General features: G+C 40.8%; 28 protein-coding genes, 1 tRNA gene and 2 pseudogenes. 30 read left to right on the top strand and 1 reads right to left on the bottom strand.

What is annotated here, in order from left to right; all coding sequences use genetic code 11:
* Positions 1 to 131: 131 nt before the first annotated feature.
* Genes N5J47_RS00155 through N5J47_RS00145 form a run of 3 tightly spaced genes read left to right on the top strand, consistent with a single transcriptional unit; the run spans position 132 to position 3398 of the window.
* Positions 132 to 2486 carry a hypothetical protein gene (locus tag N5J47_RS00155; RefSeq protein WP_279960968.1) on the top strand — a complete coding sequence of 785 codons (2355 nt, stop codon included), beginning with the start codon at positions 132 to 134 and terminating at the stop codon, positions 2484 to 2486.
* A gap of 1 nt (position 2487) precedes the next feature.
* The gene (locus tag N5J47_RS00150) at positions 2488 to 2829 is read left to right on the top strand and encodes a hypothetical protein (protein ID WP_279960969.1); all 342 of its coding nucleotides are present in this window, start codon (positions 2488 to 2490) and stop codon (positions 2827 to 2829) included.
* A 41-nt stretch (positions 2830 to 2870) separates the two neighbouring features.
* Positions 2871 to 3398, top strand: a complete 528-nt coding sequence (locus tag N5J47_RS00145; protein ID WP_279960970.1) for a hypothetical protein — start codon at positions 2871 to 2873, stop codon at positions 3396 to 3398.
* Between the two features lie 75 nt (positions 3399 to 3473).
* Here N5J47_RS00145 and N5J47_RS00140 read toward each other — a convergent pair whose 3' ends face one another.
* On the bottom strand, positions 3474 to 4745 hold the full coding sequence (locus N5J47_RS00140; RefSeq protein ID WP_279960971.1) for a restriction endonuclease: 1272 nt from the start codon (positions 4743 to 4745) through the stop codon (positions 3474 to 3476).
* A gap of 105 nt (positions 4746 to 4850) precedes the next feature.
* Between N5J47_RS00140 and N5J47_RS00135 the strand changes: the two genes are divergently transcribed.
* From N5J47_RS00135 to N5J47_RS00005, 27 genes and pseudogenes are all read left to right on the top strand, one after another.
* Positions 4851 to 5183 carry a hypothetical protein gene (locus tag N5J47_RS00135; RefSeq protein ID WP_279960973.1) on the top strand — a complete coding sequence of 111 codons (333 nt, stop codon included), beginning with the start codon at positions 4851 to 4853 and terminating at the stop codon, positions 5181 to 5183.
* A gap of 64 nt (positions 5184 to 5247) precedes the next feature.
* Positions 5248 to 5324: transfer RNA gene (locus N5J47_RS00130), tRNA-Met, on the top strand.
* 170 nt (positions 5325 to 5494) lie between these two features.
* Positions 5495 to 5731, top strand: coding sequence for a transposase (locus N5J47_RS00125; protein WP_279960974.1), 237 nt, complete (start codon positions 5495 to 5497; stop codon positions 5729 to 5731).
* Positions 5732 to 5837: 106 nt separating this feature from the next.
* The gene (locus N5J47_RS00120; RefSeq protein WP_279679816.1) at positions 5838 to 6047 is read left to right on the top strand and encodes a cold-shock protein; all 210 of its coding nucleotides are present in this window, start codon (positions 5838 to 5840) and stop codon (positions 6045 to 6047) included.
* Between the two features lie 114 nt (positions 6048 to 6161).
* Entirely contained in the window at positions 6162 to 6395 is a 234-nt protein-coding gene (locus N5J47_RS00115; RefSeq protein WP_279960975.1) for a hypothetical protein, read from the top strand.
* An 84-nt stretch (positions 6396 to 6479) separates the two neighbouring features.
* Positions 6480 to 6995: a hypothetical protein gene (locus tag N5J47_RS00110; RefSeq protein WP_279960976.1), complete on the top strand. Its 516-nt coding sequence runs from the start codon at positions 6480 to 6482 to the stop codon at positions 6993 to 6995.
* Positions 6996 to 7104: 109 nt separating this feature from the next.
* Positions 7105 to 7470, top strand: coding sequence for a hypothetical protein (locus tag N5J47_RS00105; protein ID WP_279960977.1), 366 nt, complete (start codon positions 7105 to 7107; stop codon positions 7468 to 7470).
* Positions 7467 to 7805 (top strand): hypothetical protein, encoded by a 339-nt coding sequence (locus N5J47_RS00100; protein WP_279960978.1) that lies wholly within the window; start codon positions 7467 to 7469, stop codon positions 7803 to 7805. Before N5J47_RS00105 ends, N5J47_RS00100 begins: the two co-directional genes overlap by 4 nt.
* A complete protein-coding gene (locus N5J47_RS00095; RefSeq protein ID WP_279960979.1) occupies positions 7789 to 9231 on the top strand; it encodes a hypothetical protein in 1443 nt (480 codons plus the stop codon). Before N5J47_RS00100 ends, N5J47_RS00095 begins: the two co-directional genes overlap by 17 nt.
* Positions 9222 to 9755 (top strand): annotated as a pseudogene (locus N5J47_RS00090) (hypothetical protein); the annotation flags it as partial. The gene N5J47_RS00095 and the pseudogene N5J47_RS00090, both read left to right, overlap by 10 nt.
* A gap of 715 nt (positions 9756 to 10470) precedes the next feature.
* A complete protein-coding gene (locus N5J47_RS00085) occupies positions 10471 to 10938 on the top strand; it encodes a hypothetical protein (protein ID WP_279960980.1) in 468 nt (155 codons plus the stop codon).
* 59 nt (positions 10939 to 10997) lie between these two features.
* Positions 10998 to 11225, top strand: coding sequence for a hypothetical protein (locus N5J47_RS00080; RefSeq protein ID WP_279960982.1), 228 nt, complete (start codon positions 10998 to 11000; stop codon positions 11223 to 11225).
* Between the two features lie 130 nt (positions 11226 to 11355).
* The gene (locus N5J47_RS00075; protein WP_279960983.1) at positions 11356 to 11586 is read left to right on the top strand and encodes a hypothetical protein; all 231 of its coding nucleotides are present in this window, start codon (positions 11356 to 11358) and stop codon (positions 11584 to 11586) included.
* Positions 11587 to 11649: 63 nt separating this feature from the next.
* Positions 11650 to 12003 (top strand): hypothetical protein, encoded by a 354-nt coding sequence (locus N5J47_RS00070; protein WP_279960984.1) that lies wholly within the window; start codon positions 11650 to 11652, stop codon positions 12001 to 12003.
* A 53-nt stretch (positions 12004 to 12056) separates the two neighbouring features.
* Positions 12057 to 12974, top strand: a complete 918-nt coding sequence (locus N5J47_RS00065) for a hypothetical protein (RefSeq protein WP_279960985.1) — start codon at positions 12057 to 12059, stop codon at positions 12972 to 12974.
* A gap of 11 nt (positions 12975 to 12985) precedes the next feature.
* A complete protein-coding gene (locus N5J47_RS00060) occupies positions 12986 to 13792 on the top strand; it encodes a hypothetical protein (RefSeq protein ID WP_279960986.1) in 807 nt (268 codons plus the stop codon).
* The gene (locus N5J47_RS00055) at positions 13785 to 14315 is read left to right on the top strand and encodes a hypothetical protein (protein ID WP_279960987.1); all 531 of its coding nucleotides are present in this window, start codon (positions 13785 to 13787) and stop codon (positions 14313 to 14315) included. The genes N5J47_RS00060 and N5J47_RS00055 overlap by 8 nt, the downstream gene beginning before the upstream one ends.
* Before the next feature lie 9 nt (positions 14316 to 14324).
* A complete protein-coding gene (locus tag N5J47_RS00050) occupies positions 14325 to 16316 on the top strand; it encodes a Hint domain-containing homing endonuclease (protein ID WP_279960988.1) in 1992 nt (663 codons plus the stop codon).
* A gap of 143 nt (positions 16317 to 16459) precedes the next feature.
* The gene (locus N5J47_RS00045; protein ID WP_279960989.1) at positions 16460 to 17755 is read left to right on the top strand and encodes a hypothetical protein; all 1296 of its coding nucleotides are present in this window, start codon (positions 16460 to 16462) and stop codon (positions 17753 to 17755) included.
* Positions 17756 to 17821: 66 nt separating this feature from the next.
* Complete coding sequence (locus tag N5J47_RS00040; protein WP_279960991.1) at positions 17822 to 19045, top strand: phage tail protein; 1224 nt, start codon at positions 17822 to 17824, stop codon at positions 19043 to 19045.
* Between the two features lies 1 nt (position 19046).
* A complete protein-coding gene (locus tag N5J47_RS00035; protein ID WP_279960993.1) occupies positions 19047 to 19547 on the top strand; it encodes a hypothetical protein in 501 nt (166 codons plus the stop codon).
* The gene (locus N5J47_RS00030) at positions 19544 to 19816 is read left to right on the top strand and encodes a hypothetical protein (protein ID WP_279960995.1); all 273 of its coding nucleotides are present in this window, start codon (positions 19544 to 19546) and stop codon (positions 19814 to 19816) included. The genes N5J47_RS00035 and N5J47_RS00030 overlap by 4 nt, the downstream gene beginning before the upstream one ends.
* 9 nt (positions 19817 to 19825) lie before the next feature.
* Positions 19826 to 20998: a hypothetical protein gene (locus N5J47_RS00025; protein WP_279960996.1), complete on the top strand. Its 1173-nt coding sequence runs from the start codon at positions 19826 to 19828 to the stop codon at positions 20996 to 20998.
* Positions 20988 to 21515 (top strand): annotated as a pseudogene (locus tag N5J47_RS00020) (hypothetical protein); the annotation flags it as partial. The gene N5J47_RS00025 and the pseudogene N5J47_RS00020, both read left to right, overlap by 11 nt.
* 347 nt (positions 21516 to 21862) lie before the next feature.
* A complete protein-coding gene (locus N5J47_RS00015; RefSeq protein ID WP_279960997.1) occupies positions 21863 to 22957 on the top strand; it encodes a hypothetical protein in 1095 nt (364 codons plus the stop codon).
* A 219-nt stretch (positions 22958 to 23176) separates the two neighbouring features.
* Complete coding sequence (locus N5J47_RS00010; protein ID WP_279960998.1) at positions 23177 to 23479, top strand: hypothetical protein; 303 nt, start codon at positions 23177 to 23179, stop codon at positions 23477 to 23479.
* Between the two features lie 328 nt (positions 23480 to 23807).
* The gene (locus N5J47_RS00005) at positions 23808 to 25577 is read left to right on the top strand and encodes a hypothetical protein (RefSeq protein WP_279960999.1); all 1770 of its coding nucleotides are present in this window, start codon (positions 23808 to 23810) and stop codon (positions 25575 to 25577) included.
* The last annotated feature ends 213 nt before the right edge of the window (positions 25578 to 25790 follow it).

Genomic DNA, 25790 nt, shown 5'->3' with positions numbered 1-25790 from the left:
ACATCTATATCAGCAGAAAAATAAAGTGCAGAAAAAATACTATATGTAATTTGATGATAATTTTGGAACTTCTTTAATTTGGTTAATTTCAGTAGTCCACAATCACTGTATGTAAAAATAGGGTGATTTTTATGTTTAATGATGATGAAAAAGAAAAGACAATTCTCCAATATGACGAATTGGGCTTTATTATCGGTCTGAAGCAAACAGGCCGTGACATATCAAAGATTGATAAAACAACAGAAGAAATCCGAGACATTTTGCTGGGTTTTCAGAAGAACCTGGAACAATCATTACTATCAAAATATTCAGCGCCAAAGCCTAAGCTGAGTGCATTAGAGCAGGCCTTAATTGATGCACAAATTAAACCAGTTGATTTTACCGATCTTATCAGAGAGACGGCGAATCCTATGGTGCAGGCAGCATTAGCATTAGATAAGGTTGCACAGTCCATTGAGGATTTAATTGAGGAATCCATCCCTGAATTAAAAAGGAACCGTTCACAAAATCTATTACAACGTCATGCCGTTGAGTTGGATTCGCCTGAGAGTGTACTACGTGAATTTTCCAATAGGGGGAATGAGCCAAGTAGAGACAATTCAACTGCTGTAAATCAACAGACAGAGACCACACGCGCCGTGGGGCAATCAGGACCTAAACCAGGTGTATCTGCTGAACAAATTGATCCGATTCCAGTACAGCGCGAACGTGATTCAAGAGGGCGTTTTATTGGTGGGGAGAGTGAATCTAAATCGACACTGGGTAAAATCGCTCAAACGATTGGCACGGCGATTAAGGGAACTATTACAGGCACTCCGCAAGGTGTTGATCCAACAGTTGATGCAATTAATGAAGTTGCTACGGTACTGTCTCCAGTAAAGCGTGCTGCTGGGTTTATGCTCCGTCCACTTACAGGATTAATGAAAAACCGTAAGCGCAATGAACCATTGCCAAAAGAGCAAGCCGACCACAATAGAAAGCAAGTAAAGCTGCTCCAGCGTATCGCTGACAATCTGCAATCTAAAGGCGGGTTATTAGGCGGTATTGGTAAGCTGATCGGTGCGGGTGGTGGTCTACTTGGTGGATTGCTTGGCGGGCTATTGGGCAAAGGTGCCAAAGGCCTAGGCAAGATTTTAAAGTTTGGTAAAGGTTTGCCTGTTATTGGTGCTTTGCTCACTGCTATGTCTTTTTCGGATTGGGGGAGTCAGTCAACAAAAGAAAAAGGCGGTACGGTTGGTTCGCTTGCTGGTGGGGTGCTAGGTGGTGCCGTTGGTAGCTTATTAGGTCCTGTAGGTACGTTGGCTGGTGCTGCTATAGGTTCTTGGATTGGTGACAAGCTTGGCGGTGTTGTTGCGCCGTATGTCAAAGAATGGACCGATTCGCTTATTAATGCAGATATTCCATCAGTAATAAAAAAAGGCTGGGATGGGTTTATTGACCTGGTATCAAATGCATTTAATTTAACCCCTGCTGGCGCTGCGGTAAAAGGTACCAAGACGTTTGTTGACTGGGGGAAAGGTGCAGCCAAGACAGTTGGCGATACAATCTCTCAGGCTTGGAATGATACGGTTAGCGGTGAGAAAAAAGTTGCTCAGTTTGGGGATGCTGCTAATTCTGGAAAGTTAGGAAAATACCAACCATTGGCAGATGCCATTGCTAAAGGTGAGGGTACATATACTTCAGTTAATACTGGTGGAAATCCAAATAAGCGTGTTAAAGGGGATTTCCAGTCTAAAGATATTCCTCAGCTAACAAATATGTCCATAGATGAAATTCTAAAGGCGAATGAAAAGCCATTTGGCGATTCAAATAGAATTAATGCTGCTGGTAAATATCAGATTATTGCTTCAACTTTGAAGAATGTTAAGAAAGATATGGGGCTTACAGGTAAAGAAAAATTTACTCCCGAATTACAAGATAAAATGTTCATGCATTTATTACCACAATCTGCAAAGAATTATGTAGAGGGGAAAAGTGATAATAAAAATCGAGCTATTTCTGATATATCAAGTGTTTGGTCATCTGTAGCAAACCCAAATACAGGGAAAACGAGTCATCAGGACGGAATAAATAAAGCGTCACCACAATCTGTTAATCGAGTTGGTACGGCACTTGATTCTGCTAAAACAAAACCTAATATCCAGCCAGCCACACAAAGTAGCCAAACCCTAAGTAATACTAAATCACCTATAGCTAAAGATGCTGAAACTATAATGCAAAAAGTTAAGCAGCAAACTTCAACTTTGAGCTCTATACCCGCCGTGACACCAATGGCAACTCGATCCCAATCTATTGCAGCAAGTTATACTCCGCCAAAACTTGAAACTAAAATTGAGCCAGCAAAAGAGTACCTTACATCGCCCGATCCGCAAAAAGTTCATGTAGTGAACTCAAGTAGTGGTAATATTAGCCAAAATGTGAGCAATCGTATATTAGCTCACGCAATAACAGGTGGATTGGGGATGGGGATTAAGTGGAATGGTTAAGATGAGAAAAATTATTTTATTTCTAGGTTTGGGTATTGCCCTAAATTCAACTTTTGCTGCCTCAAATCAAGAGAAAGTAAAAGCATGTGAACAAACCTTAGCTGCGGGTATGTTTAACGGTCTCTTGGAAGATGTTTGTGGTTTTGAGGGAAATGTTAAAGCAAATTTAATGGCTATGTATGATCAAGGCCAATGCCGAAAAATAATTCCTCAGAAAACGGTAGATAAACTTGCTAAAGACGTTGTAATGGATACTAAAAAGAGAATAGATGCCTATAGTAAACATACCTTTTGTGAAGAAAATATGCAGCCTTATGTTGATTTAAAAAAAGAATTTAAATAAACGTGGACTAGGGGCTTTTTATATTTTAAAGGGGTAAGGTAATGAGTAAAATTTTAAAGAAAGTTGGTTTTATTATTGGTCTAGGGGTGGTGCATAGTGTTTATGCAGCAGATATAAAAACAACAGGAAATGAGGATAAAGCAAACCAGTACACAAAGTGCGCTTCTAGTGCATTAACAACTGGGTTTATTAAGACAGCTTTTAATCAGCAAAGTGATCGTGAATCTCAAGCTCTTATTTATGGAGGAGCGGGGATGGCGCTGTATGCTGGTTACTTGACATCACCTGAATATGCTTTAAGTAGTTATAAAGTTCACCAGCAAAAAATAAAGCAAGACTCGCTAAAATATATTAGTAACGGAAGTCGAAATGAAATTTATAAGTTTACAGTTTCATACTTAGTGCCAAAAAATGAGAAATGTGAACCTCTTTTTAGAGAGCTTGGAGGGATTTTAGCGAAAAAAGATGCTGATTGGGATAGTTTTCAAAATTCTGATCAAGCTAAGGAATTAATGAAGAATATTACGCAATCTGCAAAACAAATGATTGTTGGTAAAAATTCCAATTAAATCCGTATTTTTACTACACTCAATAGAAGATATGATGAGCTAAATCTAGTCTTATGAGCTTATAAGGCTAGATTTTTATTTCTTAGGAAAATTATTAAAATAATCTTCATCAATTTCATAAATAGGAGTTTGGGGGAGTTCTTTAATTCCTATTTTGTGTTCAATAATATAGTCAACTAATTCATGACCATCTATTAAGTCAATCTTTTTTGTTCTTGTTGTTTCAATATAATCTATCGCTGGTTTTGAAAATGTCGATGTGGTAATAAATATACCGTAAATTGGATTATATGAATCCATAGCACCAGCAAAACTCTGTAGCTCAGTACTGCTAATAGATGTATTAGCATACCTTTTACATTGTATATAAACCTCTTTAACTTTACCTCTTTTATTCTTGGTTTTAATAATTCCATCTATTCCGCCATCAGCGACCTTTCCACTGTGTGTAATCATATCTTTTATATCATCATATTTTTCTTTTTCCATATGGGCAATAATATGAAGCGATAGATGCTCAAATTGAGTTGGTGTTAATGATTTCAATCTCGATAAAATACGATCTTCTAAAGTCTCAACTGTAGGTACTGATACGTGGATTGGTTCATCAGAGATGGGGTTGTTATTAAGCTTGACGCTGTTTAGATGATAAGGTGCATCTTGTCTAGTTAGTTGAAAGTCATAGTCCAATTCTTCAAGGATTGTTGTCTTTGGTTCTTCAAGCAATTCAACTAATCTTCTAACCTCCATTGAAACTTTCACTTTATTTAGAGGCGATAGATTATTTTTGACAAGTTCTGGGATATAGGAAAAACGATTATAGTGGTTTAGATTAAAGTCAAATCTAGCTTGGAGTTCATTAATATATTCATTTAAAGTTGCATCCCCAACTTCACCATATAATGCTTTGTTTAGGCCTTGTTCTAACTCAATGTATTCACCATTATTGAATGAATTTCTATCATGGCTGAATTGATTAAGTGCATAGTGAAAACTAAAGAAATTGATAAAAATATTATAATTGGGTAGTTTTTTAATATTGTTAAAAGAGACACCCTCTTTAATTAAAAAATTAATCCACTCTCTATTTACGGTACGGGAATCCCCTTTTGAATGGGTGACTAAATCTAAATAATGCATCCATTGACTAAATATTTCATCAATAGCAGTTAATACATGATAGGTTTTTTTACTGTACTTAGGTAGCTTTCCTTTTTTAACTTCTATTAACTTACGATCACCTAGAACCTCTGCAATTTCCGTAAGATAGTAGTGCTGACTATCTGTGTTGAGGGACTTTGTTAATGCGATAGTAAATAATTGAGAAAAGCTAGGTGGGTGTGTCACATTGTAATCCATTAACAATTTTATAATTTTTCGATTATAAATTGCTCTTATTCGTAGTACCATAGGCAATTCATATATAACTACTTATTTTGCATAATTAAATTCATGAAAACCAAAACTCTAGCCTTAATAACTCTTTCTCTACTAACAATCGGATGCCAAAAACAATCACACGTACCCGATCCTAAAGCCACGGCGCAGTTTGAAGCTGCTGACAAAAAGATAGGTGAGTATCTGGACCTACTGGATAATCCTAATGCCAGTAAGGATGAACAGAAAGAAGTGTTGTGTGAAGAATACCCAAGCACCTATGAAAAAGACTATGTACCTGCATTGCTAAAGCTTGAACCAGGCAATTACACCAAAGAGGGGCTGCAAAAGGATTTTAAAATAGTGTTTGACTCATATTTAAAGAAATTGGATATTAAATGTACTTAATTTAGTATTTATTTTTAATTTACTTGCTTATTCACATTTAAGGGCGTATAAAGCTTCAATCCGTTGCGGGATGGAGCAGTCTGGTAGCTCGTTGGGCTCATAACCCAAAGGTCGTTGGTTCAAATCCAGCTCCCGCTACCAATTAATACGCTCTGTGATATTTTAAATTGCTGTTTCAAATATATAGGCAGCAATTAAATTAGCTTAAATAACCCTAAAAAAGCTAACAATTATTAGATTCTATAAATGCTGTTCCTCCTCTCGTCAGTCCTAGAATTGTAGTAAATCCAAACCATCACTTGAGCTCAGAAATGAGTGATATTGAATTGAATATTATTAATGAATGGCATTTAGCCAAAGCCTGTAATGGCAACGAAATTAGTGTAAAGATTATTCCCGTTAAACGTCAGCAAAGCACCTTGAATGGCTTTAAATGGGTTGAAGTCGGTAAAAAGGTACTTTTACAGTCTGGACAGGAAGTTGAATTCAACCTGGACGGTAAGAGCTTCTATACAGCAGTAAATCAGCTGTATCGTTTGACTTCATAATGAAATACACTTGTAGTATCTATTCGAACATGAGTAGATAGAGTTAAAAGTAAATCATTTATTTTCAACTCTCTTAATTAACAAAGATTTAAAAGGTTTAGATTTTATGTCTGAAACAGTAAACGGAACAGTAAAGTGGTTTAACGAGACTAAAGGTTTTGGTTTTATCCAAGCTGATTCTGGTCAAGATGTTTTTGCTCACTTTAGTGAAATTCAAAGCAATGGTTTCAAGGTTTTACAAGAGGGCCAACGCGTGAAATTCGTTTTGGGCCAAGGTAAAAAAGGACCACAGGCAATGACCATTACTGTTATCTAATTTCAGATAATCAGTTAAAAAAGAAAGCTCACATTGTGGGCTTTTTTTGTATTTTCAGGTTTGTGGATGGCTGGCCGTGGTAAGATCAATCCATAATTGAAAAGTGGAAATGTAATGTATATTTGTTATGGCGGTGATCTGGATGGACAAGTGATTAAAAAAGAGGGTATGACACTCAAGGCGAGTGAAATAAATCCTGATTTTACATCTGAATACTATAAGCAGCTAATCATGCAGAGTGGTAGTAAAAATAAATACTACTGTTGGATTGAGACAAATTACCCTTTTAGTGAAGCTTGCGATAATTTGTTTCAACTAGTCAAAAGTAAAAATGGATTTGATTCTTAAACAATCCTATTGAATGGAACAGGCATAATTCATAGCTTCAGGAATTGCCAAAATAGCTCTATACACCAATAGGGCTATTTTATTATGGGCAGTTTAAACCTCACGGCGGTTACACCAGATACGCCGTATATCAAAAAAATCAAGGCAGCACTGGAAAAGGCAGCAGGACAAAGCATTCCTGTTGTTGAAGTAAAAAAGGTACAGCGTAAAGCGGGTGTTAGTGTGGTACCAGCCTTTTTCGTGTTTGCGGGTGGGCAAGAGCTCACGCTCTATGCACGGGCGAGTGCCGATGTCATCAAGGCAGAACTGAATGGCAAGGAAATAGTGTTATCAGGTGATTTCAGCGATGACTATCAGCCGACATTTGATAACGCCGTTTCTGGTCTTGCAAAATTGATTCGGGAAACACAACCGAAAATCGAACAACAGAACCAAAAAGACAAGGTTAAATTGCCACCACGAAATAATCGTAGTATCAACCAGCAGCTGAATGACAAGCGGGAAGAAGAAAGTCAACTCGATCAGGAAATCGATGGATTGACTTCACAACGGGACCAATTGCTTGAGCAACTAAAGCAGTCGCAGACATCGGCGGCATGATTGCCAATACCAGAAATGGGCTACTCAGGTAGCCTTTTTCATTGGAACAACAGGAATTTTCAACATCCCCAAAGCCATAACCTATTCAAAATAGTTATGGAGTGGACCTATGTACCTGACGTATCAATCAGTGATTGTTGATGTGTTTTTGATCGTGAGTTATATCCTGCACGTTGCGCTTGCGTTTAATAGTACAAGGCGATTGGCAATGCCAATGAATGCCCTTTTAAACAAGGGGGTTACAGAGCTCATTTTCAAGAAAATAAAATGGACGCTCTGTTTGGTGCTGATGCTGGTCCTGTTCATTACTTGCATTATTACCTGGCGCTTCTATGCATTGCTCACATTTCTCGATGTTTCAGGATATGGCTTGTATATCCTTTTGATTGCCTTTGCCCTGTATTCATTCACATTCCTTGGGGCATTTATCCTTTGTAGGTTGATGCTCGTTGCAGCGCAAAGGGCGGGCATATGATCGATTACAACAAGATCATGGCAATGATAGGACATTGGCTTGAATCAGAAATCAATGGCTATTTCGGTTCTGACTATGGACCAGACTTTAACAGTCTTTTGCTTGCGCCGTTGAGTGCCCCAGTTGCCAACAACTTCATTGAAAAAATGAAATCTGACATCCCAATCCTGAAACAGCTAGGCGCAGATCAACTCCAATTGTGGTCACAGGATGAGGGATTCGAAAGAAAGGTCATTTATCTACGTGTTGGCAATCAAATCGCAATTAATTTGAACCAGGTACGGGACATGCAACTATCACGTAACGGGGAGACATACGATGTTGACGCAAGCTGATTTTGAGGCACGTATTGTTGCGGCACTGGATGACTACGAGATTCTGGAACAATATAACGCACAGGACCCGATTGTACTTAGGTTTCTACGCTCAATTGCAGCGTTTTTGGCTTTATTTAGTCAGGAAGTGGATGTATCAGAGGTTGAGCCATTTATAAAGACCCGTGACCGTTCGATTATTGCGGATGCCACCAACAAGGGTATTTTGCCCATTGGGATGCCGACACAGCATGTTCTGGAAGTGCTGAACCGTTCATCAAACAGCATTACTTTAAGTCAGGGAAGAATGATTGAAGATAACAGTGGCAGCAGGCCATGGCGCTTGCTTCAGTCAGTGACTGTTAATCCAGGTGAAACGGGCGAAGTGCTGGGGGAACAGAGCGAATACCGTGAAGTCCAATATACAGTTCAAAACACTGAAAACTTTCACCGTGTTGAGTTGCAGTTGAGAGATGATTTATCACTGGCGGGAATTACAGTTCGGGATAACTCAAATCAGGCATATCAATTAAAAAAACGCTGGATGAATGTCGAGCCTCTGGAATATGCCTTTAACCTCACAACGGACAGCCTACGCCGTATTTTCATTGAGTTTGGTGATGATGAGCGTGCAGGCCGTACAGCACAGGCAAACCAGGTATTCACGTTCGGTATTCTGGAAACCTATGGGGATGTTGATGTATCACGGTTGAAAGATGCATCCTTGCTCGATGTGCTCACAACCGATGAAACCAAGGTATCTGTCAGATTCAAGCAAGGCGGGATTGTTCGGCAGGGTGCTGATCCCTTGAATATTTCCCAGTTACGGGTGCTTGCCACATATCCAGCACTCTATGATGAAAACGCCGTGTTCCTTGGGAATTTTGATTATTCAGTTCGCCAAAAGTTTATGGCCCGTTGTCACTATATCGCGGTATGGAATGAGAATGAGCAGGACAGGTACTACGGCGTGACGTACCAGGACATTAACCACTTGCACATTGCTGTGGTCGCCAAAAACAATGCAGAACAGGCAAACCTTGAAGCTGAAATTATTCAATACATTGGTCTGCTGGATAGTCTGTATAAAGATCGGGTGCGGGTCCATGCAGTAGTAGAAAAGCCATTCAATATCACATTAACTGGGCGTTTGGCTGCTGTACATGATCTTGACGGCGTGAAAGCCCAGATTAAAGGGTTATTGGTGGACCGCTATGGGCGAACCAAGTTAAGCGCAAGCCGTTGGCTGGTGAATGGGTTTAATACTCAAGGCATCTCAACACAGCTTAGAACAAATATTGTCGCGTTTCAGGACAATATTAGTGACTTCTCCTTAAATGTACCTGTCGTGCTCAATAAACCGCATGAATGGGTGTATATCTCAGAGCCAAGCATTACCCTGAATATTGAGCGTACAGCGGAAACATCGGGGGCGGCATGGATATAAACTTTACCCGTCCGATTGATGAACAGCGAAATAATCGTCGGAGTTCTGGGCTTGAAACAGCCATGGCAAAGGCCTTTAAACAGGTTTTTGCAGATGTGTTTCAGGAACAGGTACAGGACCTACTGGATTATGGTGCTCCGCATATTGGTAGTCCAACTGTCGTTGAGCGTTTCTCAAAACAGGATGGTTTGGTGGTGCTACGCCGACCTGTGACTTCTGACACCCTGATGCGGGTGATCTATGCCAACTGGTCCAGCATTGCAAGTGAGCGCGGTCTGGGCTTTCTTGAGTTTGTTTTGCGTATGCTGTGGACTGACCAGTGGCAGATTAAGCGGATGTGGCACCCGATCAGCAGCTATACCAGTTATCCTCAATATTTGATTGATGAGGAACGCCCTGACCATTTCCTGACAAGCCGCATTCGGATCACGATTGATGAATCGGTTGATCTGGCTGAAATTGTAGAGCTTTCGCCAATTATCCGCCGTCTTGTACCTGCAAACATTGTGGTTAAGGTCAATGCAAAGGAGCTGGATGTAGATGGGGATTTACCCATAGGGGTTGGCATTGTCAGTCAATCCTATATCGTTCAGGATTTTAGTGTTGGCATTACAGACAATAGGCCACCTGACGAACCTGGGAACCCAAATGAAACGCCGTTACAGGATTTTGACTATGCGGTAATTCGCTATATCTGGGACAGTAACGGCGGTACCGACCTTGATACCAGAACAAGAATTACCAATCCAGCGCGTAACGATGATGTAGGTTGGAGTCGTGGTGCTACGGATGGAGACTATTTGCATTGGAACGGGGACAATACAGGAAGTGGTGTTGAATCTGTTTTGCTGAACCTGAAAAAATTGACTGAGGACTATGCTGGTCAATATAACTTTGAGCTTTTCCTGCGGTCATATTGGTTTGCAACCAAGGTTTCAGGCAACTTTCAGATTCAGTTTGAGTCGTACAAGGGTGGTACCATGCAGGCAAGCGGTTTTGACTTTATTAATGTGGGTGGAACACTGGTTCAAAACATTACACTCAATACAAACGTCCAACTAAATGTCAATTCTGATGTTGATGGGGAAGATGTTGCAACATTGAGTTATAACAGTCTGACCAATGTGGGTAGTTTGGTTCTGGTTTAATTGGAACTGATTAAATCCCGTTGGTTCTGGGAATGGTTTTATTTAACTGCTTTATGCAGAGAAAAAATTAACCATTTACCAGGACTTTTTTATGTCAGAAAACAATGATCAAAATGAAAACCAGATTGCACTCACAACCGATGTAGGTAGTGATGGCGATCTGTTGGTAGAGCAATTTTTAGGTTTTACCAATAACCATGATTTAAGTGATGAAGCTTTTGACCAGTTGCTTGCTGGTCAGGCTGTAGAGGGTGTTACAGCCTATAAGCCCGCCACGTTTTACCAGATTTCGGCGAATCCTGAATCAATTGACTATACCAATCCATTCGATATTCATATCCATTTTCAGGATGGGCCAACGGTCATTGATGGCGTAAATGGGGCCACCAATGAATCACTGTTAAAAATCCTGATTCATCATACCAAGTACCTTGATAGTAAGTTCCCATCAGACAAGAACAAAGAGGCCATTGCTGCACTGGAAACGGCCTTAGCCGCTTTTGATGCGCGTACGGCTGAACGCCAAGCCCGTGGTGTTGAGGGCCAGCAGGTCGAGTAATCGTTTCAATTCACCCTATGCACAGTTGCATAGGGTTCTTTTTTCTGAGGAATTATAAAATGCGAATGAGTAAAGTTGCCTTATTACATGCGATTTGTGCAATGGGTGTTGCTATAACGAGAAAATCCAAACCAGATGGGCATGTGGAATGGGTTGAACCTAATGGCTGGGCTGATCCCACGGAAGCATTTCCTTTTGCTGGATTTACACCATCCAAGGTCGATAAAAAACCGAATAAGGTCAGCCAAAAGAAACGCCGCCTTAAGGCACGCCGTTTAGGTCACTAATCATGTGGAGTATACCTATGAAGTTACTCGCACTATTTTTCCTGATTATTGTGGGCCTAATTAATTGTGCAGTCTGGCTTATTGCCATCATTGCATCATTCTGGCTTTACGAAATTAAGGAGTTCAAGAAATGCTGACTAAAATCTATTGTTATCAACATCAGCAATCGCAGTATTTAGATTTATCACAGGTTGACTCCATCGAAGTTTCAGATTCGGAGTATGGCCGCGGGGGCTATACTTATGGAAAAAGTGAGTATTCCAATGTTTCAGTGGGTCTAAAAAGTGGACATACACTTCATCTGACCATTAAAAATTCAAGTATTCCTGAACTTGCAGGATTGGAACAAGATAAAAGTTGACCATATTCGGATTGCAAGAATCAACCTGTGCATATGCGCAGGTTTATTTTTTTGGAGTTTAAGATGTTTGATGTAAATTCATTATTGCTGGGCATCATTCTTGGGTTTGTCATGGCAATTTTTATTGGTTTAATTCTTCAACAGAAAAAGGTTGAGCAGATCCAGTTCGCAGATCACATGCGAAAAGCTGAATTTGCAAATTATCTAAATATTTTGCATGGCGTGGCAACAAATAAACACATCACAGTGGTTGATGAGGTTGAGGAACTAAAACGGCAACTCAATGAAGCAATCAAGGTATTTAGTGGTGATAGGCCAAATACTGCAATTTATGATTCGGCGAAACGGACTGGTGACAAGGTGGGATGTGGAACGGGTGATCAATCTGAAATTCAAATTGGAACAGCCCAAAATTAAATAGCTGGTGAAGTGAAAAAATAGCCCTAATAGTCAATATTGGGGCTTTTTAAATGTCTGATAAAGGTCGAAAAACGAAAAGAATTACATTCAATTTACATGAACGTGGTCGCCAGTTTCTGGGTAAGGACCGCAGCAATGTTGATATGAGTGAAATGATCAAACAGATCAACAGCCCGCAGGTTCAGGAAATGGTAAAGACGGGCACGCTGTATGGCTATAACGGGCATGAAATCCGCAAGCGTTACGGCATGAATCCGCCTGATTCCGTGATTGTCGATGGCAAGGTTGTTTACCTGGAACGTGCATTTAGAACACTTGAGGTTTATGCCGATAAAGAGGGTAATGTCTCTCATGTAACGGAGTTTCTTGATAACCCATCTGGCGAATATGCACGTAAACAGTATCAGGCACGGGTGGGTGGATTTAGTTCGGCACAGAACTATAAGCGAGCTGGCTTGGGGCTTATTCCCGTAGGCTTTTATGGCTTTGATTATGTCACACAGCCAAATTACACAACCAACGTTGGTGATGGACAGCTATTTGATGGCTTGGCTATTCCTGTAGAACAGGACGGATTGGTTGCCTGTTTTGACAGTGCAACTGACCTTACCCAGCTATCCGCATCTGAAGCCATGATTGCCCATTTACTTGAGCAGCAAATTGTACGTGACTATGACAATATTCACACTCAAACAGAGCTGCTGAATATGCACGGTCAGGCACTGGACCAGATTGATGTTTTGTCAACTCAGGTAGCACGTAAAGAGAAAAGGGAAGCACTTCAGGCGCAGCGCCAGCATGATCTATATTCTGGAATGGTTGGTGAAGTGCGTTCGTTTGACTCGGTATGTGAGGAAGCGGATGCATTGCTTACCGAAAGTGACTTGGCACGTATGCGAATCAACGGAGAAACACCAAAAGACAAGAAGCCAAAACCACGTATTTTTAAAAGCATTTTTAGTTTCTAAGGGGAATGACAATGACATTGCCCAAGGATTCACTGAAATGCATTCAGGATGCCTGGTACAAGCTTTTAGTAGATTTTCGCGCATGGTATATGCCCGAAACCAGTCAGACGGATGAGTGGAAAAAACGGGATATTCGAATAGCGATCAAGTCATGCCCATCACGAATGATGGATGACTCGGAATCAATGCTTTCAGAATACCGAAAAAGCCAAAATGCCGATGTAACTGGAGGTGCAACGGCGTTTATGCCGATCATGCTGACAGCCACTGCATTGGTGGACCAGCCACCAGATGTTATGCAATTAATTCCGATGCCTTATTTCGTGCCTGTTGTTATTGGTGATGAACAGGTCCAGATACGCTTGATTGCAAAGACGGTCAGGGCTCAAATCGCATTTTACGCAACCAATGCGCATGATGCTCGTTCGGTATGTGACCAGTTCTGTGCCTATGTCATGGATGAAAGCAAACGCCGTTTTGCTGTGCCGTTTGATATGGGCAACAACAACATTCAAAACAGCACATTCACAATCGTTGAGAACCAGTTGTTCCCAGCCCCAGTACCAAGTGAAGCCATCAACCTATCCATATTCACTATTGATGCACAGCTCGTAGGGTATTTACCTCAGATTATTGGCTTTGGTGGTTCACACGATACAACCACAGGCAATGGTTATAACCCTGATGGTTCAGCAGTAGACAAACCATTAAATGATCTTGTGGTCGTTCAGGCGGATCAGTTCTCTGAAGATGGACATACCCGTGTGCTGGCTGACCGCGACACTGGTGATATAACTGTGGAGCAAATAGATGACTGAGAATGCCGAAAAAACCGAAACGATTATAAAAATTGATGCGCGGGTGACTGGTTTTTCAAATGACCAAACCCGTTTGATCAGTCTTTGCTTTCCTGACACAGGGGAAATATTGGTACAGAAACTTGAAATTTTTACCACCTTACCTGTAAGGGGTGATCAACAAGCCGACACAATAGTTGTGACTGATTCACCTAATCTGATCCAGAACTGGCAGTTGAAATTTGATGCCAAAGAGCATCTTGAAGAAGTGATTCGGGTTTACCAGGCAAGTTACCGCGCTGGCCTTGTTGAGTTTGAAACATCTCTTGAACGCTACAATCCGATGAATATCTTGCAGGTTCGTAAGATTGATAAAAATGGATTACAGCAAGAGTTTGACAGTAGTTCATTAAGCAATGGGCATATTGCTGCGCTCATTTCAATTTGGGCAACGCATAAAATTTCAGTGGCTCATGCAGTTACATCAAGGGAGACCGTAAAAGAGGAATATATAGATAAAACCATGCTGCCGTTTAGTATCTAACGGTGATGTATGGCCCTAAAACCACTTAAAGACATCCCAGAATGGTGGGAGCTCTGCGCACGCTATCGCTATGACATTTATGCCTTTGCAGTAGAGGCATTAGGTGTTACACCCACATGGCAACAAGAACTATTGTTCGAGTCAATCCAGTTTGACGGTAGCCGTACATCTGTTGCATCGGGCCATGGTTGTTTTGGCAAAGGGACCAAAATTCGCTTGGCAAACGGCAAGTGGAAACGTGTCGAAAAAATAACAATAAATGACGCGGTAATGGGCACTGATGGTTTCTCACCACGGGAAGTCATTCAGGTTGTAAAGGGATACCAGGAACTTTATCAATTTGAGTACGCCAACGGCTCAAAGCACGTCTATAACAAGTCACATATCCTTTGTCTGGTTTCATTGGAGACAAAAAACGGGTGGAAAGTTGGCGATACCATGGAAGTTTTGGTATCGAAATATCTTGAATGGCCTGAAGAAACTAAGCGCCAATTTGCAGCATACGAACTCAAGCACAGAAAATTCCAGCCAGTAAAGATCAATAATGTCACAGCTTTGGGTGAGGGTGACTACTACGGCTTTGTGCTGGACGGGGACTCAACGTTCCTGACTGCTGACAATATGGTCCATCACAATACAGGTAAGACTGCATCGGCTGGTATCGTTGCACTCTGGCACCTGTTGTTCTTTGAAGAATCCCTCATGATGTTTACTGCTCCGCAAATTGGGCAGTTAAAGAAACAGGTCTGGAAAGAAATCAGTATCAACCTGTCACGTCTTAAAGCTGGACCGTTGGGGTGGCTTGCGGATTATGTCGGTTATCAATCTGAACTAGTCTATATCAAGGGCTATAAAGAAAAATGGTACGTCTTTGCCAAAACCGCAGCCAAGCATCAGCCTACAACAATTGCAGGGAACCATGGCGATAACTATGCAGTTTGGGTGGATGAAGCCAGCGGTGTAGATGATGCAATCCTTGATGTGGCTTTCGGGGCATTAACGCACGAAGATAACCGCGCCATTATGACATCCCAGCCGACCCGTAACGCAGGTATGTTTTATGAGACCCATCACAAGCTGAGTCATAGGGCGGGCGGCGTTTGGATTGCGCTAACGTTTAATGGTGAGGAATCACCACTTGTCAGTAAGCAATCATTAGAAGAACAACGACAAAAATACGGTAGCCGTGACGATCCACAATACCAGATTCGTGTGTTGGGACAATTCCCTGACCGTGCGGATGAATTCCTGATCACCAAACGGCAAGCTGACGATATGTATGTCGGTGCATCCATATTTGAAGATCATGTTTTCGGTTATGTGATTACCGTCGATGTCGGCGGTGGTGTAGGTCGAGATGACTCAGTTATCGCCGTGTCAAAGGTCTGGGGTGAGGCACAGTGGGGTGATCGGGCAAGGCGAGTCGAAGTCGTTGATATACCGCTTTGTAAGAACAAGGATGATATTACTGAGCTGCTAGGAAAGATCAATGAATGCATTTTGAAATATCCTAATGCAACTTTGGTTGTTGATGACAATGGCGCTGGTAAAGGCTTGGGGCAGTTGCTTAAAAAACACGGCATTTGGTATATGCCTGTTTATTGGGGTGGTGCCTGCTTTAATAATGACAACCGAAAAGAGTATGTAAATAAGCGTGCTCTGGCATATGTTTGTTTAAAACGTGCCATTGAATCAGGACGGTTCAAGGTTAAAACCCGCAAGTATAAGGTCAAGATTCAGGACCAGATTATCAAAATTCCTTACACATTTGATGAGCACAGCCGATACAAGATTTTGAGCAAAGATGAGATGAAACGTCAAGGGATTAAGTCTCCCGATCTAGGGGACGTTTTTGCCTTTATTTTCCTTGAAAATGTGTTCTACACAGAAGCATTTGAAAGTGTTGTTGTGGCAGATGATAGTCCAGAGGCTCAGGAACGGGCAGAGAAGAAAGCACGTTTTGATCGGTTGCGGAAAGCAGCGCAGGCATTGGATAAGTGACTGGAACTCAAGGGCGCAGTAAACACTTGCTGATCTTAATATTCAAGCTCAATCGTTTTAAGGCCTGAGTTATGAATTTATACGATCATCCTCAATGGACAAAAGATTCACAGATTTATCAAAATGATATTTTAAAATTCGCCGTGGATGCCTTTGGATTTCAATCGACATGGCAACATGAACTTCTATTTGAAAATGTAGAAATTGCTGGAAGTCGTGTTTCTGTTAAATATGGCTGGGGATGTAATGAAAGCCTGATTGATGCCTATGCAATAATAGCTCTCCATAATTTACTTTATAAGCCTGATTCATATACGGTTATATTGACTTCTGGACAGAATAACTCACATGCTATTTTGTATGGTCGCATATGCCACTTTATTAAACTTTTAGATGGCAATAAATTATCTTATTTGTCAAAAAATATTATACAGAAATATTACTCATTCCATATCAAGGGTTATGAGCATTTTACAACCTTAAAAATTGTTAAAGATCATTCGAGTGTAGGACCAGCAAGTATTGCTGGAATACTCAATGAAAACCATCTGTTTATTGCTTTTGATGCAGCCCGAATTAAAAAAGAATGGCTGGAAGTGGGCTATGCAAACATGGCGCATAAAGATAATCGCTGTGTGCTATCTCAGAAAATGGATACAGATATTTCTACTGATTGCTTTTTCTATCAAACCCATCATGATAACAGGTGGAAATCATTAACTTTTAGTGCTGCTGAAAATCCACAGTATGAATTGAGTAGTGTCGATCAGCTCACTGTTGATGTTGGGTTAAAGTCTTGCATTATTGATGGTAATTTTCATCAACCATGTTTTGCCTTTTCATATTCAACCAGCTATGCAAAGGCTTTAGCCTCATTGAAGTCTCATAAACTTTCGTTTGAAAGTGGGGATCAAGTGGTACTTTCAATACTGGCAGATGACTATGAAAAGGCTGTTATGTTGCTGTCACGGGTTGATTCAAAAGGCCGTGTAGAAGTGTTTGCCATACCTTATTTTAAAGACTTTGGTTTAAATGAGATGTTCTTTTTAATCACCAGTTTTAAAGATTCTTTCCCTAAACTTAGAATTCTTTTAAATTGTTCAGGACAAGGCATGTTGCTTAAAAAACTTCTGGAAAGAAACGAAATTGAGTTTGAATATATGCTTTGGGGCGGGCCATGTTTTAAAGAATCGCATCGAGACCAGTACAATAACAAACGCTCCATGGCATTTGGTAAGTTACAGGGCGCGATTTCAAAAGGTAAATTGACGATAAACACCAAGAAAAAGAATAAGCGGTTTCTCAAGGAAGTGGTGCATATTCCACATGCTTTTGATGGTGCCTGGAAATATAAAACTCCAACTCTTGAAGAAATGCGTACTTTGAAATTGCAACCCTTGACTTTATGTAGTGCCCTTGCAGCCTATTTTATTGAATGATTTGGAACACATCACTTTTTAGGTTCATGTAACCCTCTAAATTAGCCATAGAACTAAGGGTGAACTATGGCTATTCAATATTATTTAACAGATGTCGGGCGAGATATAGCCCTGAATGCAACAAGTCTGGGATTGGATGTATCACTGTCTCATATTGGCGTTGGTACAGCGAAATATGACCCTTTGACTGAATTGGACAGAACGGCGTTAGTGGCGGAAGTTGAACGTTATCCACTAAACGGTGGCGGAGTGGAACCGAATTCACACACGCTACGATTTGTCACAAGTATTGAGCCGACAATAACTGTTGATGGCTTTGAAATCGGTATTTTCACCGATACAGGGGCACTTTTTGCGATTGCATCAACCACGGACAATGATCCCTTGATTCGCCTTGTTGCAAATATTGTTGCAATTTCATCTTTTGGCATGATCCTGTCCACGATCAATTTGACCAATTTAATTATAACTGTTGATCCAAATACGCCTATTTGTGTTGCATTGATGAATCAGCATCTTGACCATCCTGATCCGCATACACAGTATTTATTAAAAACTGATTTTAATATTGGAGTAAATGCGCTCCAGCATGCTGATAGTGTTTTACAGCAAAATATTAATACAGAAGAAGAAAATCGGATTAGTGCTGATAATTTACTTAACAACAAGATTGATTATGAGATCAACCAAAGGGAGGCGGCGGATGATGCATTGCAATTTAATATTGATAATGAAAGAACATCCAGAGAATATGACGATGGCGTTTTAAGTGACCGCATAACGATATTGGAAAATGCGCCTCCACTGGATTTAAGTGGAAAATATGACAAAACAGGTGGTCAAATTAGTGGACCTGTTCAAATTGATGGAAAGCTTACTTTAAATAATGACGGTAGCACAGAAATCTATCACCTGTTAAACCAGCTCATATTTCTAACCGATAGGGACAATTTCTGGTTCAGTAAGCCGATTTATTTTGGTGGTTTTGTCATGTCTGAAAACGGATATACCGTTTTGCCAAATGGTTACATCCTGCAATGGGGACGACATGACAGATTGGATAATGGCGGAGAAGATAATGTCGAAATAACCTTTCCGATTACCTTTCCCAACTACTGTTTTGGCGCTGTGGCGACCCGTTTAACAGCATCTCCAAGTGGCGATAACAGTGATGCAGGCCTGTCCATCTATGGCTATACACCAACACAACTATCTGTCCATTTATCTACTTTTTATGGTGGGGCAAGTGGAGACTCTCGTGGTTTTACTTATTTTGCAATAGGGCGTTAAGATGATCAAGTTTAGTCAGGAAAATCAAGCTTTCTACAATTCGCTTTTAACATATCCAAATTTACCCAGCGATTTAGTTGATGTTGAAGATTCAAAGCACACTGAATTATTGGAGGTAATTAATGCTGGATATTACCTATTTAGTGATCTCACACATTCCGAACAGAAGAAACCCTCCCGATTTCACATTTTTGACAAAGTAAATGAGGGTTGGATTGATCCGCGTACGGAAGAAGTAAAGTATTCTGACTATTTAAAAACACTAAGACCTCTTACACGCCGTCAGTTCATGCTCACACTGGTTGAATATGGGCTAGATGATGATATTGCGGCTGCGATCAATACGATTGAGGATGAGAAACAGCGCAAGATTATCAATATTGAATTTAACAATTCGCAAACTTTTGAACGATTCAGTGATTCTGTTCTGTTCATGTGCAATTTGGTTGGGCTTGAAGAAACCAGGGTGAATGAACTCTGGGAATACGGTATGCGCTTATGATCAATGAGTACCGCAATGCCATACGCGACCTGATCAATAAGAACATTCAGCAGGGGACTTTGAATAATCTTATTGTATGGGATGTGCGCTCAGATGAGGCGCAGGACCCAACTTTATTAAGTTTGCGAATCTATGGTTCACGCAAGCATACGGATGTTATTCAAGTGGCTTGTGGTGTCAGTGGTATCTGGGAGATGTTGCCAGAAAAGCGCATTGCGGTACCAAAAATTGCTGATGTTATGCGGTTACGCACTGAATACCAGGTATAAGGGGGAATTATGTCGAGTAATGATTCTTTCCAACAGGCCTACCAGCAGATGCAGGAATCCCTAAAAAAGGGCAGTTTGCGTCGGGATTTGCAGGGCCGTAGAGGTGCTGATAATCAACAGCGTAAGTTTGCAGAGCGTGAAATTGAATATGATGATCAGGGGCGTAAAATTCCACGTCCCATGTTTTTACGTCCTGAAGATATTGCCAAGGGTAAAGACTACGATGTTGAAAAGGTTCTTTTTACCACTCTGGGGCAGCAAAAAGGGGACAGGCCACGGCGTATTACCCGTGATGACATTTTAGCATTTCAAGACAATATCTTACTGCTTAAAGATCAATATAAAAAAGGGATTACGATTCAGAATATTGTAAACCTGAGTTTGCAAGATGATATTGACCGAGCGAATGAACAAATTTATTTGGCCGTACCATTGAGTCGTAAAAGTGGTTTAGTCCATTTTCTTACTAATGCTGGACCTAACAGTAAGGCCCAGAACCATCATGTTGAGGTTGAATTTTCAAACTTCAATTCAGTCGTTTTTGATATTAAAAAAGAAGCCATTGCTACAGTAAAGAATCGTATAGCAAACGGAAAGATCAAGTTTGAGTGTGATTGCGAACGCCACACATTCTGGTTTAGGTATATGGCGACAATTGGCGGATATGGTCTGGGTCGTCAAGAGGGTGGTTTTCCCAAAGTCAGAAACCCGCATTTATCTGGTGTGGCCTGTAAGCATGTTTTACGTGTGGTCCACTGGATTTTATCGCCAGCAGGCATTCAATACTTAAAAAAACAGGTTGAAGTCGAGCGCACTAAACAGGTGGGAGCGCGGTACAAACAGTCGGATGCCAAGGTCAAGGACCAGTTGAATCAGCAGATGGCAGACCTTGAAAGCGGAAAGGCAAAGCCCATCACACCGAATATTCAAAAGGCAGAGCAGGAAATGATACGCCGTGCCAATAAAGTCGCCAAGAAATACTTTGCCGATCAGCTTAAGCAGATGAAACAGGCTGAACTTGATTTAAGAAAGGCATCAATACAGGCACAGTTGAATGCTGTATTACACACATTCAACAAGGACCAGCAGCGTGAAATCAATAAGACTGTTGATTCATGGGTGAAAGGCAAAATGTCTGATTTTAGTTTTGACATATTTATGCGAGGGCTCAATGTTAAATAATGCAGTCAATCGAGTGGCAAATGGCCGACACCTTGCAGCCCGCCGTATTGTGATGAACACGTTAGGCACAATTCCTGCCCAGGTGTGGCGTAAGCAAATTGTCTATAGCAATCCAGCGGATGAGACTAAACCAGTTGATCCGTTGTCATTTGAGGCAAATGCGCTCTCAATTCAGGATGAACCAAACTATAAATATGACCCTCTAGGCTTTGCTTTCGTACTGCCAGATAAATTTAATGGTGGTGTGATTCATAAAAATAACAGCATGAACAACCCAAGTGATCTTGTGATCATTGCTCAAATTGAAGCCTATGACGCAGATTTACCCACATTATCAGAGCAAATTTTTCAGATTCCTGACACACAGTTTCAAGAGGGGGATTTGCTGGGCTTAATGATCTATGACGGGTTTATTGTCTGGTTTGAAATCGTTGGAATCACTGGGCAAACCATGATGTCAGACTTTGGTAAAAAGTATGTATTAAACCGCCGTGATGAATTGGGTATTGATCCAGTGAAATCGGAAGTTGAACTAAGGGTGGCAATCAAGGTGCTAAGAGATTTAATTGATTTTAACCGCGGTGAGGTTTTTAACACATCTGTTAGCTTTACCGATAAAGATACTAATCAAAGTCTTGAACTGACGGATGATATGGAAATTGTGGCGGTTGTTAAAAGTAATTCCAATCAACTGATTGCAAGTCTTGATGTACAGCGGGATATTGATCAGGTGGGACGGGTATGGGTGGAATCAGGCTCTGACACAAGCCTCTGGCAACTTGGCTACGCACAGTTGGAAATAACACTGAAGCAGAACGATATTGTTATTGGTGAACATATACTGGCATTTAAGGTGGTGGAACGATGAAAACCGCAGCACATATCAGTTTGTCAGGGGACCGTCCCAACAGATGGGGTTATCTATCTGGCAATATTCAGGACCAGGTTGATCTAGTTCAGTTGCTTTCATCAAAGGCAAGTAATGATGATATTGATGAATTGAATCAAGCCTTGGATAATATTCTGGATTCACTTGAAAATCTGTCTGATGAAATTGGTTCCAAGGCCAGTGCTGCTTCGGTAATACAGGCTTTAAGTACCAAGGCTGATCTTGTAAATGGTGTGGTCCCAGCATCCCAGCTTCCTGCTTTTGTAGACGATGTTTTGAATGGCAAACTTATCTGTGATGTGATCTTTGAGGATGAAAACGAAAATATTTACAGCCCTGAGTCAGGCAAGATTTATATTGATGTAGACACAAATAAATCTTATCGCTGGAGTGGGATCAAATATGTTGTTATCAGCGACTCACTTGCACTGGGAGAGACAGCCAGCACAGCAGGACGTGGCGATTATGTTAAAGCTGCACATGACCATGCCTTGTCTCAAGGTAATCCGCACAATGTCACAACAAGTGAAATCACAGAAACTAACAATGTTCGGTTTTTTAAAGAGAATCTTGTTCGTGCTACTGTTTTGACTGGGATTGTTTTTACCAATAAAAATAAGGCTACGGCAGCAGATTCAATTGAAACAGCAATAGGGAAAATACAAGGTCAACTTGATGACTTTAGTGTGCCAATCTGGGTGAATGTCACAACATTGGGTGTCGTGTTTTCTAGTTATGTAAATCAATCTGAGTCTAAAATTGAATTACAAAAGAGAAACGGCAATATCTATATGAGGGGATATATTCGCCTGGCACAGCAGGCCAGTGGATCAGGTATTGAGTATCTCAGATACACAAGTCAGGATTATGCGCTTGATACAAGCTATGCAATTAACATTGGCTACACGATGGCAATTTTTAATATTTGTAGTGGTAGTACACTGAACAACGCAACGACCATTAGCTCAGATAATATCGGTACACATCTTATTAAGTCTAGCGGTATTGTTGTTGCATCTGGAACCGTATGGCATATACCCGAAGTATGTATCGGTAAGGCGAAAACATAGTTGAAATATGGATTCTAATGTTGAGCAGTTGAAAGCAATGTGGCAAGAAGCAAGCAAAATTTAGTGCATTTACATTAAAAATAATCAAGTTTAATCTTGGGATTAATCGTAAATTAAACTAACTTGTAAAACTTTTTGGTGTATTAACATTGGAACTGATACTACATTTCAGTAATAAATTTTCAATAATGTTCTAAAGATTTTTGAGAAGTAAGCGAAATGACTTTTTTAGTTTTTAATGAAGTTGACAAGGCCACAGGTGATAAAGGCAAGATTGCCCAGTGCACGTCTGCAATTTTCAATTATCAGGTGATCGGCGCTGGTGCAGTGGTTGATTTCTTTGGAAGCAATCACCCCAATCCTGATATTGATAATGAGGATCACTGGTCGCCAATTGTGACAATTACGGCGGGCACACCAGACACTGAACCATATCGACAACACGCTTGGGATAAACTTAGGTATGTGGTTACAGCAGGCTCAGCTGTTGAGATTTATGTGTCAAGCGGTGTGAGTGGGTAAAGCAGGGTTGGCTAAGTTTAACTTAGATAAGCACTAAGTTAAGGCAAATACGTTTCCCTTAACTTAGATTCAATTAGACAAAGAAAATCTAATGAGATGCGCTCAAGTTTGAGCGCATTTTTTTTGACATATTTATCGACATAATTCGACTTATTTTTCTTATATGTTTCTGACATTAAAATGAAATGTGGCGACATTTTTTCTGACATTTCAACTTGTAGAAAATCGTATTTCGAGTTAATGCACTATTGGAACAGGGCACCTTAGCGATTTTGCACCCATGCGAATCTTGGTTATCAAATTTTTTAACCTGAACATGGGTGCAGAGATGTCCTTAACATTACCTGAACAACTACGAACACCATACCAAGCTCAATTGACGGCCATTCAAGAATGCCAAAACTATTTTTATAAGAATGGTGAAGAATCTGGTTTTGATTCGGCGAATGGCATGGCAGAGATTCGACCAGCAGCCTTGAACGGAATCCTTGATGTAATTGGGCTTGATAGTGCCTCAAGTGTCGATAATGCAATCAAGGTGGGTATTCAACAATATCAATACTGCCATGGCGGTGATCTACCACATCCATCTGTTATTGCAACTGCATTGGATGCTGGTCGTGCGATTGCCAATGCAGTAAAAAAATTAAGTACAAATGCGTTGAATGCATATGCAAAACTTGAACCTGGTTTTGATGATGTGAGCAATACACATCAGGAATCAGTCAGTATTGTGCCAGCAATGACGGTTGCAACCATTGCTACAGTCATTGGTTATGCAACTCCAATCATTGCATATATTCCAAACAGTAATGGTTCAAATGAAGTGCCGATTGTGGCTGTACGATTTACAACTGACGTTACTTTTGGTGCGATGGTAAAAGGTGATTATTTAGATGGTACTAATGCATCTAAGCCTTATTCCGAGGGACGCTTCCGTTTTGCTCTAAGTAATGGTGGGGCTGGTGCAACATATACGGTCACTGCACGTACTGCATATGCTGACTTTGATGCAAAAACGCCTGATGCAACTGCGCCGTTGTTACCTTTCATTGGTGGTAATATCTCTATCCGCATCAACGGTAAAGAGGTGGCCCATACCCGTAACCGTAGCAAATCGAAATTAACAGGTGTGATTTCTGCAATTGCTGAAAAGAAAGCAAAACTGAATGGTGTTGAATATTCAGTTACTGCAAGTAGTATCAATATTGATACCAGTGCGATTTCTGTCACGTTGAACCAGGCATTACCAAATGGTGCAAAACTTGAAGTGTTTCTGATTGCTGACTTTGAGGCGCGGGATAACTCAAATGCATTTAAATTAAATCCAGTTGGTGTAAGCCTGATTCCTGAATACGAAAATATGGTTAGCTCACCAATCGTGACCCAGATTCGAGCTTCCAGCTTGGTGGTAAACCAATTGACCAATGAATTGAACCTTGGATTTGTAGGTACAGCTTTATCTCTAATGCAAGGTAAGATTTTCCTTGAACAGACAGTACGTTTGTTGGGCGAGGGTAAAGAACGTGCCCTATATAATGGGCGTGAATTTACATTCGATGCAAGCCGTGGTGTTACTGGTAATTTAGCTGCTGCATATAACACGTCAGGCGACTTGTTTGGCGAATTAATGAAGTATATTGAAGCCGCTAAACTAGGTATCGTTCAGGATACGGGCGGTGCTACGGTTGGTTTTGACCTGTATGTCGGGGACACTGCCAAAATCTTCTTTGCCCAGTTATCTTCTGACAAGATGCCAGTGAAAACAGGCGCTACTGCTGGTCATGGTCAAATTGTCCGTATCGGCACTTTGTCAGACGGAACCAATGTCTATCATGTCCCAAGTTCATCTGGTGTTCTGACTGAAGCTGACCAGACCTTTGAAATGTTACTTGTTGGCCGTGGTAATGAACCAGTGCGTAATCCATTGGTAGGTTTCATTGAAATGCCTCTGACAGTAAAAGAAGCGACCCCAGAGCCACGCGAAACCTTAATTGCATTGATAGGTTCACAGGCTGCTGAATTGAATCCACTTGATCGCTACGCAGACCAGTTTGCAGTGATCAACGCTATCAATATGCCAAAACTTAAAAACTAATCCAACAATGATTAAGGCGCTCTCATGCGCCTTAATCATTTCGTTATTTCTTCTATTCATACTGGTGAACAAAATGACTCAAGAACAAGATCAAACCCAAGTTATTGATGAGACTAAAACATCTACACAAACAGAACGTAAAAAACCAGGTCCAAAACCTAAAGCAAAAGATGCTGTTAAGCCACCAGAGCAGGGTATAACTCCGCCAGCTAC

The sequence above is a fragment of the Acinetobacter sp. GD03645 genome, from assembly GCF_029845285.1.
In the GTDB taxonomy this organism is placed as follows: Bacteria; Pseudomonadota; Gammaproteobacteria; order Pseudomonadales; family Moraxellaceae; genus Acinetobacter; species Acinetobacter corruptisaponis.
The sequence above is the reverse complement of the archived record's forward strand: the minus strand, read 5'-3'. Positions and strand labels throughout refer to the sequence as shown.

Excerpts from the sequence above, each read along its gene's own strand:
- N5J47_RS00155 (WP_279960968.1), top strand. The coding sequence starts at position 132 with ATGTTTAATGATGATGAAAAAGAAAAGACAATTCTCCAATATGACGAA.
- N5J47_RS00150 (WP_279960969.1), top strand. The coding sequence starts at position 2,488 with ATGAGAAAAATTATTTTATTTCTAGGTTTGGGTATTGCCCTAAATTCA.
- N5J47_RS00145 (WP_279960970.1), top strand. The coding sequence starts at position 2,871 with ATGAGTAAAATTTTAAAGAAAGTTGGTTTTATTATTGGTCTAGGGGTG.
- N5J47_RS00135 (WP_279960973.1), top strand. The coding sequence starts at position 4,851 with ATGAAAACCAAAACTCTAGCCTTAATAACTCTTTCTCTACTAACAATC.
- N5J47_RS00125 (WP_279960974.1), top strand. The coding sequence starts at position 5,495 with ATGAGTGATATTGAATTGAATATTATTAATGAATGGCATTTAGCCAAA.
- N5J47_RS00120 (WP_279679816.1), top strand. The coding sequence starts at position 5,838 with ATGTCTGAAACAGTAAACGGAACAGTAAAGTGGTTTAACGAGACTAAA.
- N5J47_RS00115 (WP_279960975.1), top strand. The coding sequence starts at position 6,162 with ATGTATATTTGTTATGGCGGTGATCTGGATGGACAAGTGATTAAAAAA.
- N5J47_RS00110 (WP_279960976.1), top strand. The coding sequence starts at position 6,480 with ATGGGCAGTTTAAACCTCACGGCGGTTACACCAGATACGCCGTATATC.
- N5J47_RS00105 (WP_279960977.1), top strand. The coding sequence starts at position 7,105 with ATGTACCTGACGTATCAATCAGTGATTGTTGATGTGTTTTTGATCGTG.
- N5J47_RS00100 (WP_279960978.1), top strand. The coding sequence starts at position 7,467 with ATGATCGATTACAACAAGATCATGGCAATGATAGGACATTGGCTTGAA.
- N5J47_RS00095 (WP_279960979.1), top strand. The coding sequence starts at position 7,789 with ATGTTGACGCAAGCTGATTTTGAGGCACGTATTGTTGCGGCACTGGAT.
- N5J47_RS00085 (WP_279960980.1), top strand. The coding sequence starts at position 10,471 with ATGTCAGAAAACAATGATCAAAATGAAAACCAGATTGCACTCACAACC.
- N5J47_RS00080 (WP_279960982.1), top strand. The coding sequence starts at position 10,998 with ATGCGAATGAGTAAAGTTGCCTTATTACATGCGATTTGTGCAATGGGT.
- N5J47_RS00075 (WP_279960983.1), top strand. The coding sequence starts at position 11,356 with ATGCTGACTAAAATCTATTGTTATCAACATCAGCAATCGCAGTATTTA.
- N5J47_RS00070 (WP_279960984.1), top strand. The coding sequence starts at position 11,650 with ATGTTTGATGTAAATTCATTATTGCTGGGCATCATTCTTGGGTTTGTC.
- N5J47_RS00065 (WP_279960985.1), top strand. The coding sequence starts at position 12,057 with ATGTCTGATAAAGGTCGAAAAACGAAAAGAATTACATTCAATTTACAT.
- N5J47_RS00060 (WP_279960986.1), top strand. The coding sequence starts at position 12,986 with ATGACATTGCCCAAGGATTCACTGAAATGCATTCAGGATGCCTGGTAC.
- N5J47_RS00055 (WP_279960987.1), top strand. The coding sequence starts at position 13,785 with ATGACTGAGAATGCCGAAAAAACCGAAACGATTATAAAAATTGATGCG.
- N5J47_RS00050 (WP_279960988.1), top strand. The coding sequence starts at position 14,325 with ATGGCCCTAAAACCACTTAAAGACATCCCAGAATGGTGGGAGCTCTGC.
- N5J47_RS00040 (WP_279960991.1), top strand. The coding sequence starts at position 17,822 with ATGGCTATTCAATATTATTTAACAGATGTCGGGCGAGATATAGCCCTG.
- N5J47_RS00035 (WP_279960993.1), top strand. The coding sequence starts at position 19,047 with ATGATCAAGTTTAGTCAGGAAAATCAAGCTTTCTACAATTCGCTTTTA.
- N5J47_RS00030 (WP_279960995.1), top strand. The coding sequence starts at position 19,544 with ATGATCAATGAGTACCGCAATGCCATACGCGACCTGATCAATAAGAAC.
- N5J47_RS00025 (WP_279960996.1), top strand. The coding sequence starts at position 19,826 with ATGTCGAGTAATGATTCTTTCCAACAGGCCTACCAGCAGATGCAGGAA.
- N5J47_RS00015 (WP_279960997.1), top strand. The coding sequence starts at position 21,863 with ATGAAAACCGCAGCACATATCAGTTTGTCAGGGGACCGTCCCAACAGA.
- N5J47_RS00010 (WP_279960998.1), top strand. The coding sequence starts at position 23,177 with ATGACTTTTTTAGTTTTTAATGAAGTTGACAAGGCCACAGGTGATAAA.
- N5J47_RS00005 (WP_279960999.1), top strand. The coding sequence starts at position 23,808 with ATGTCCTTAACATTACCTGAACAACTACGAACACCATACCAAGCTCAA.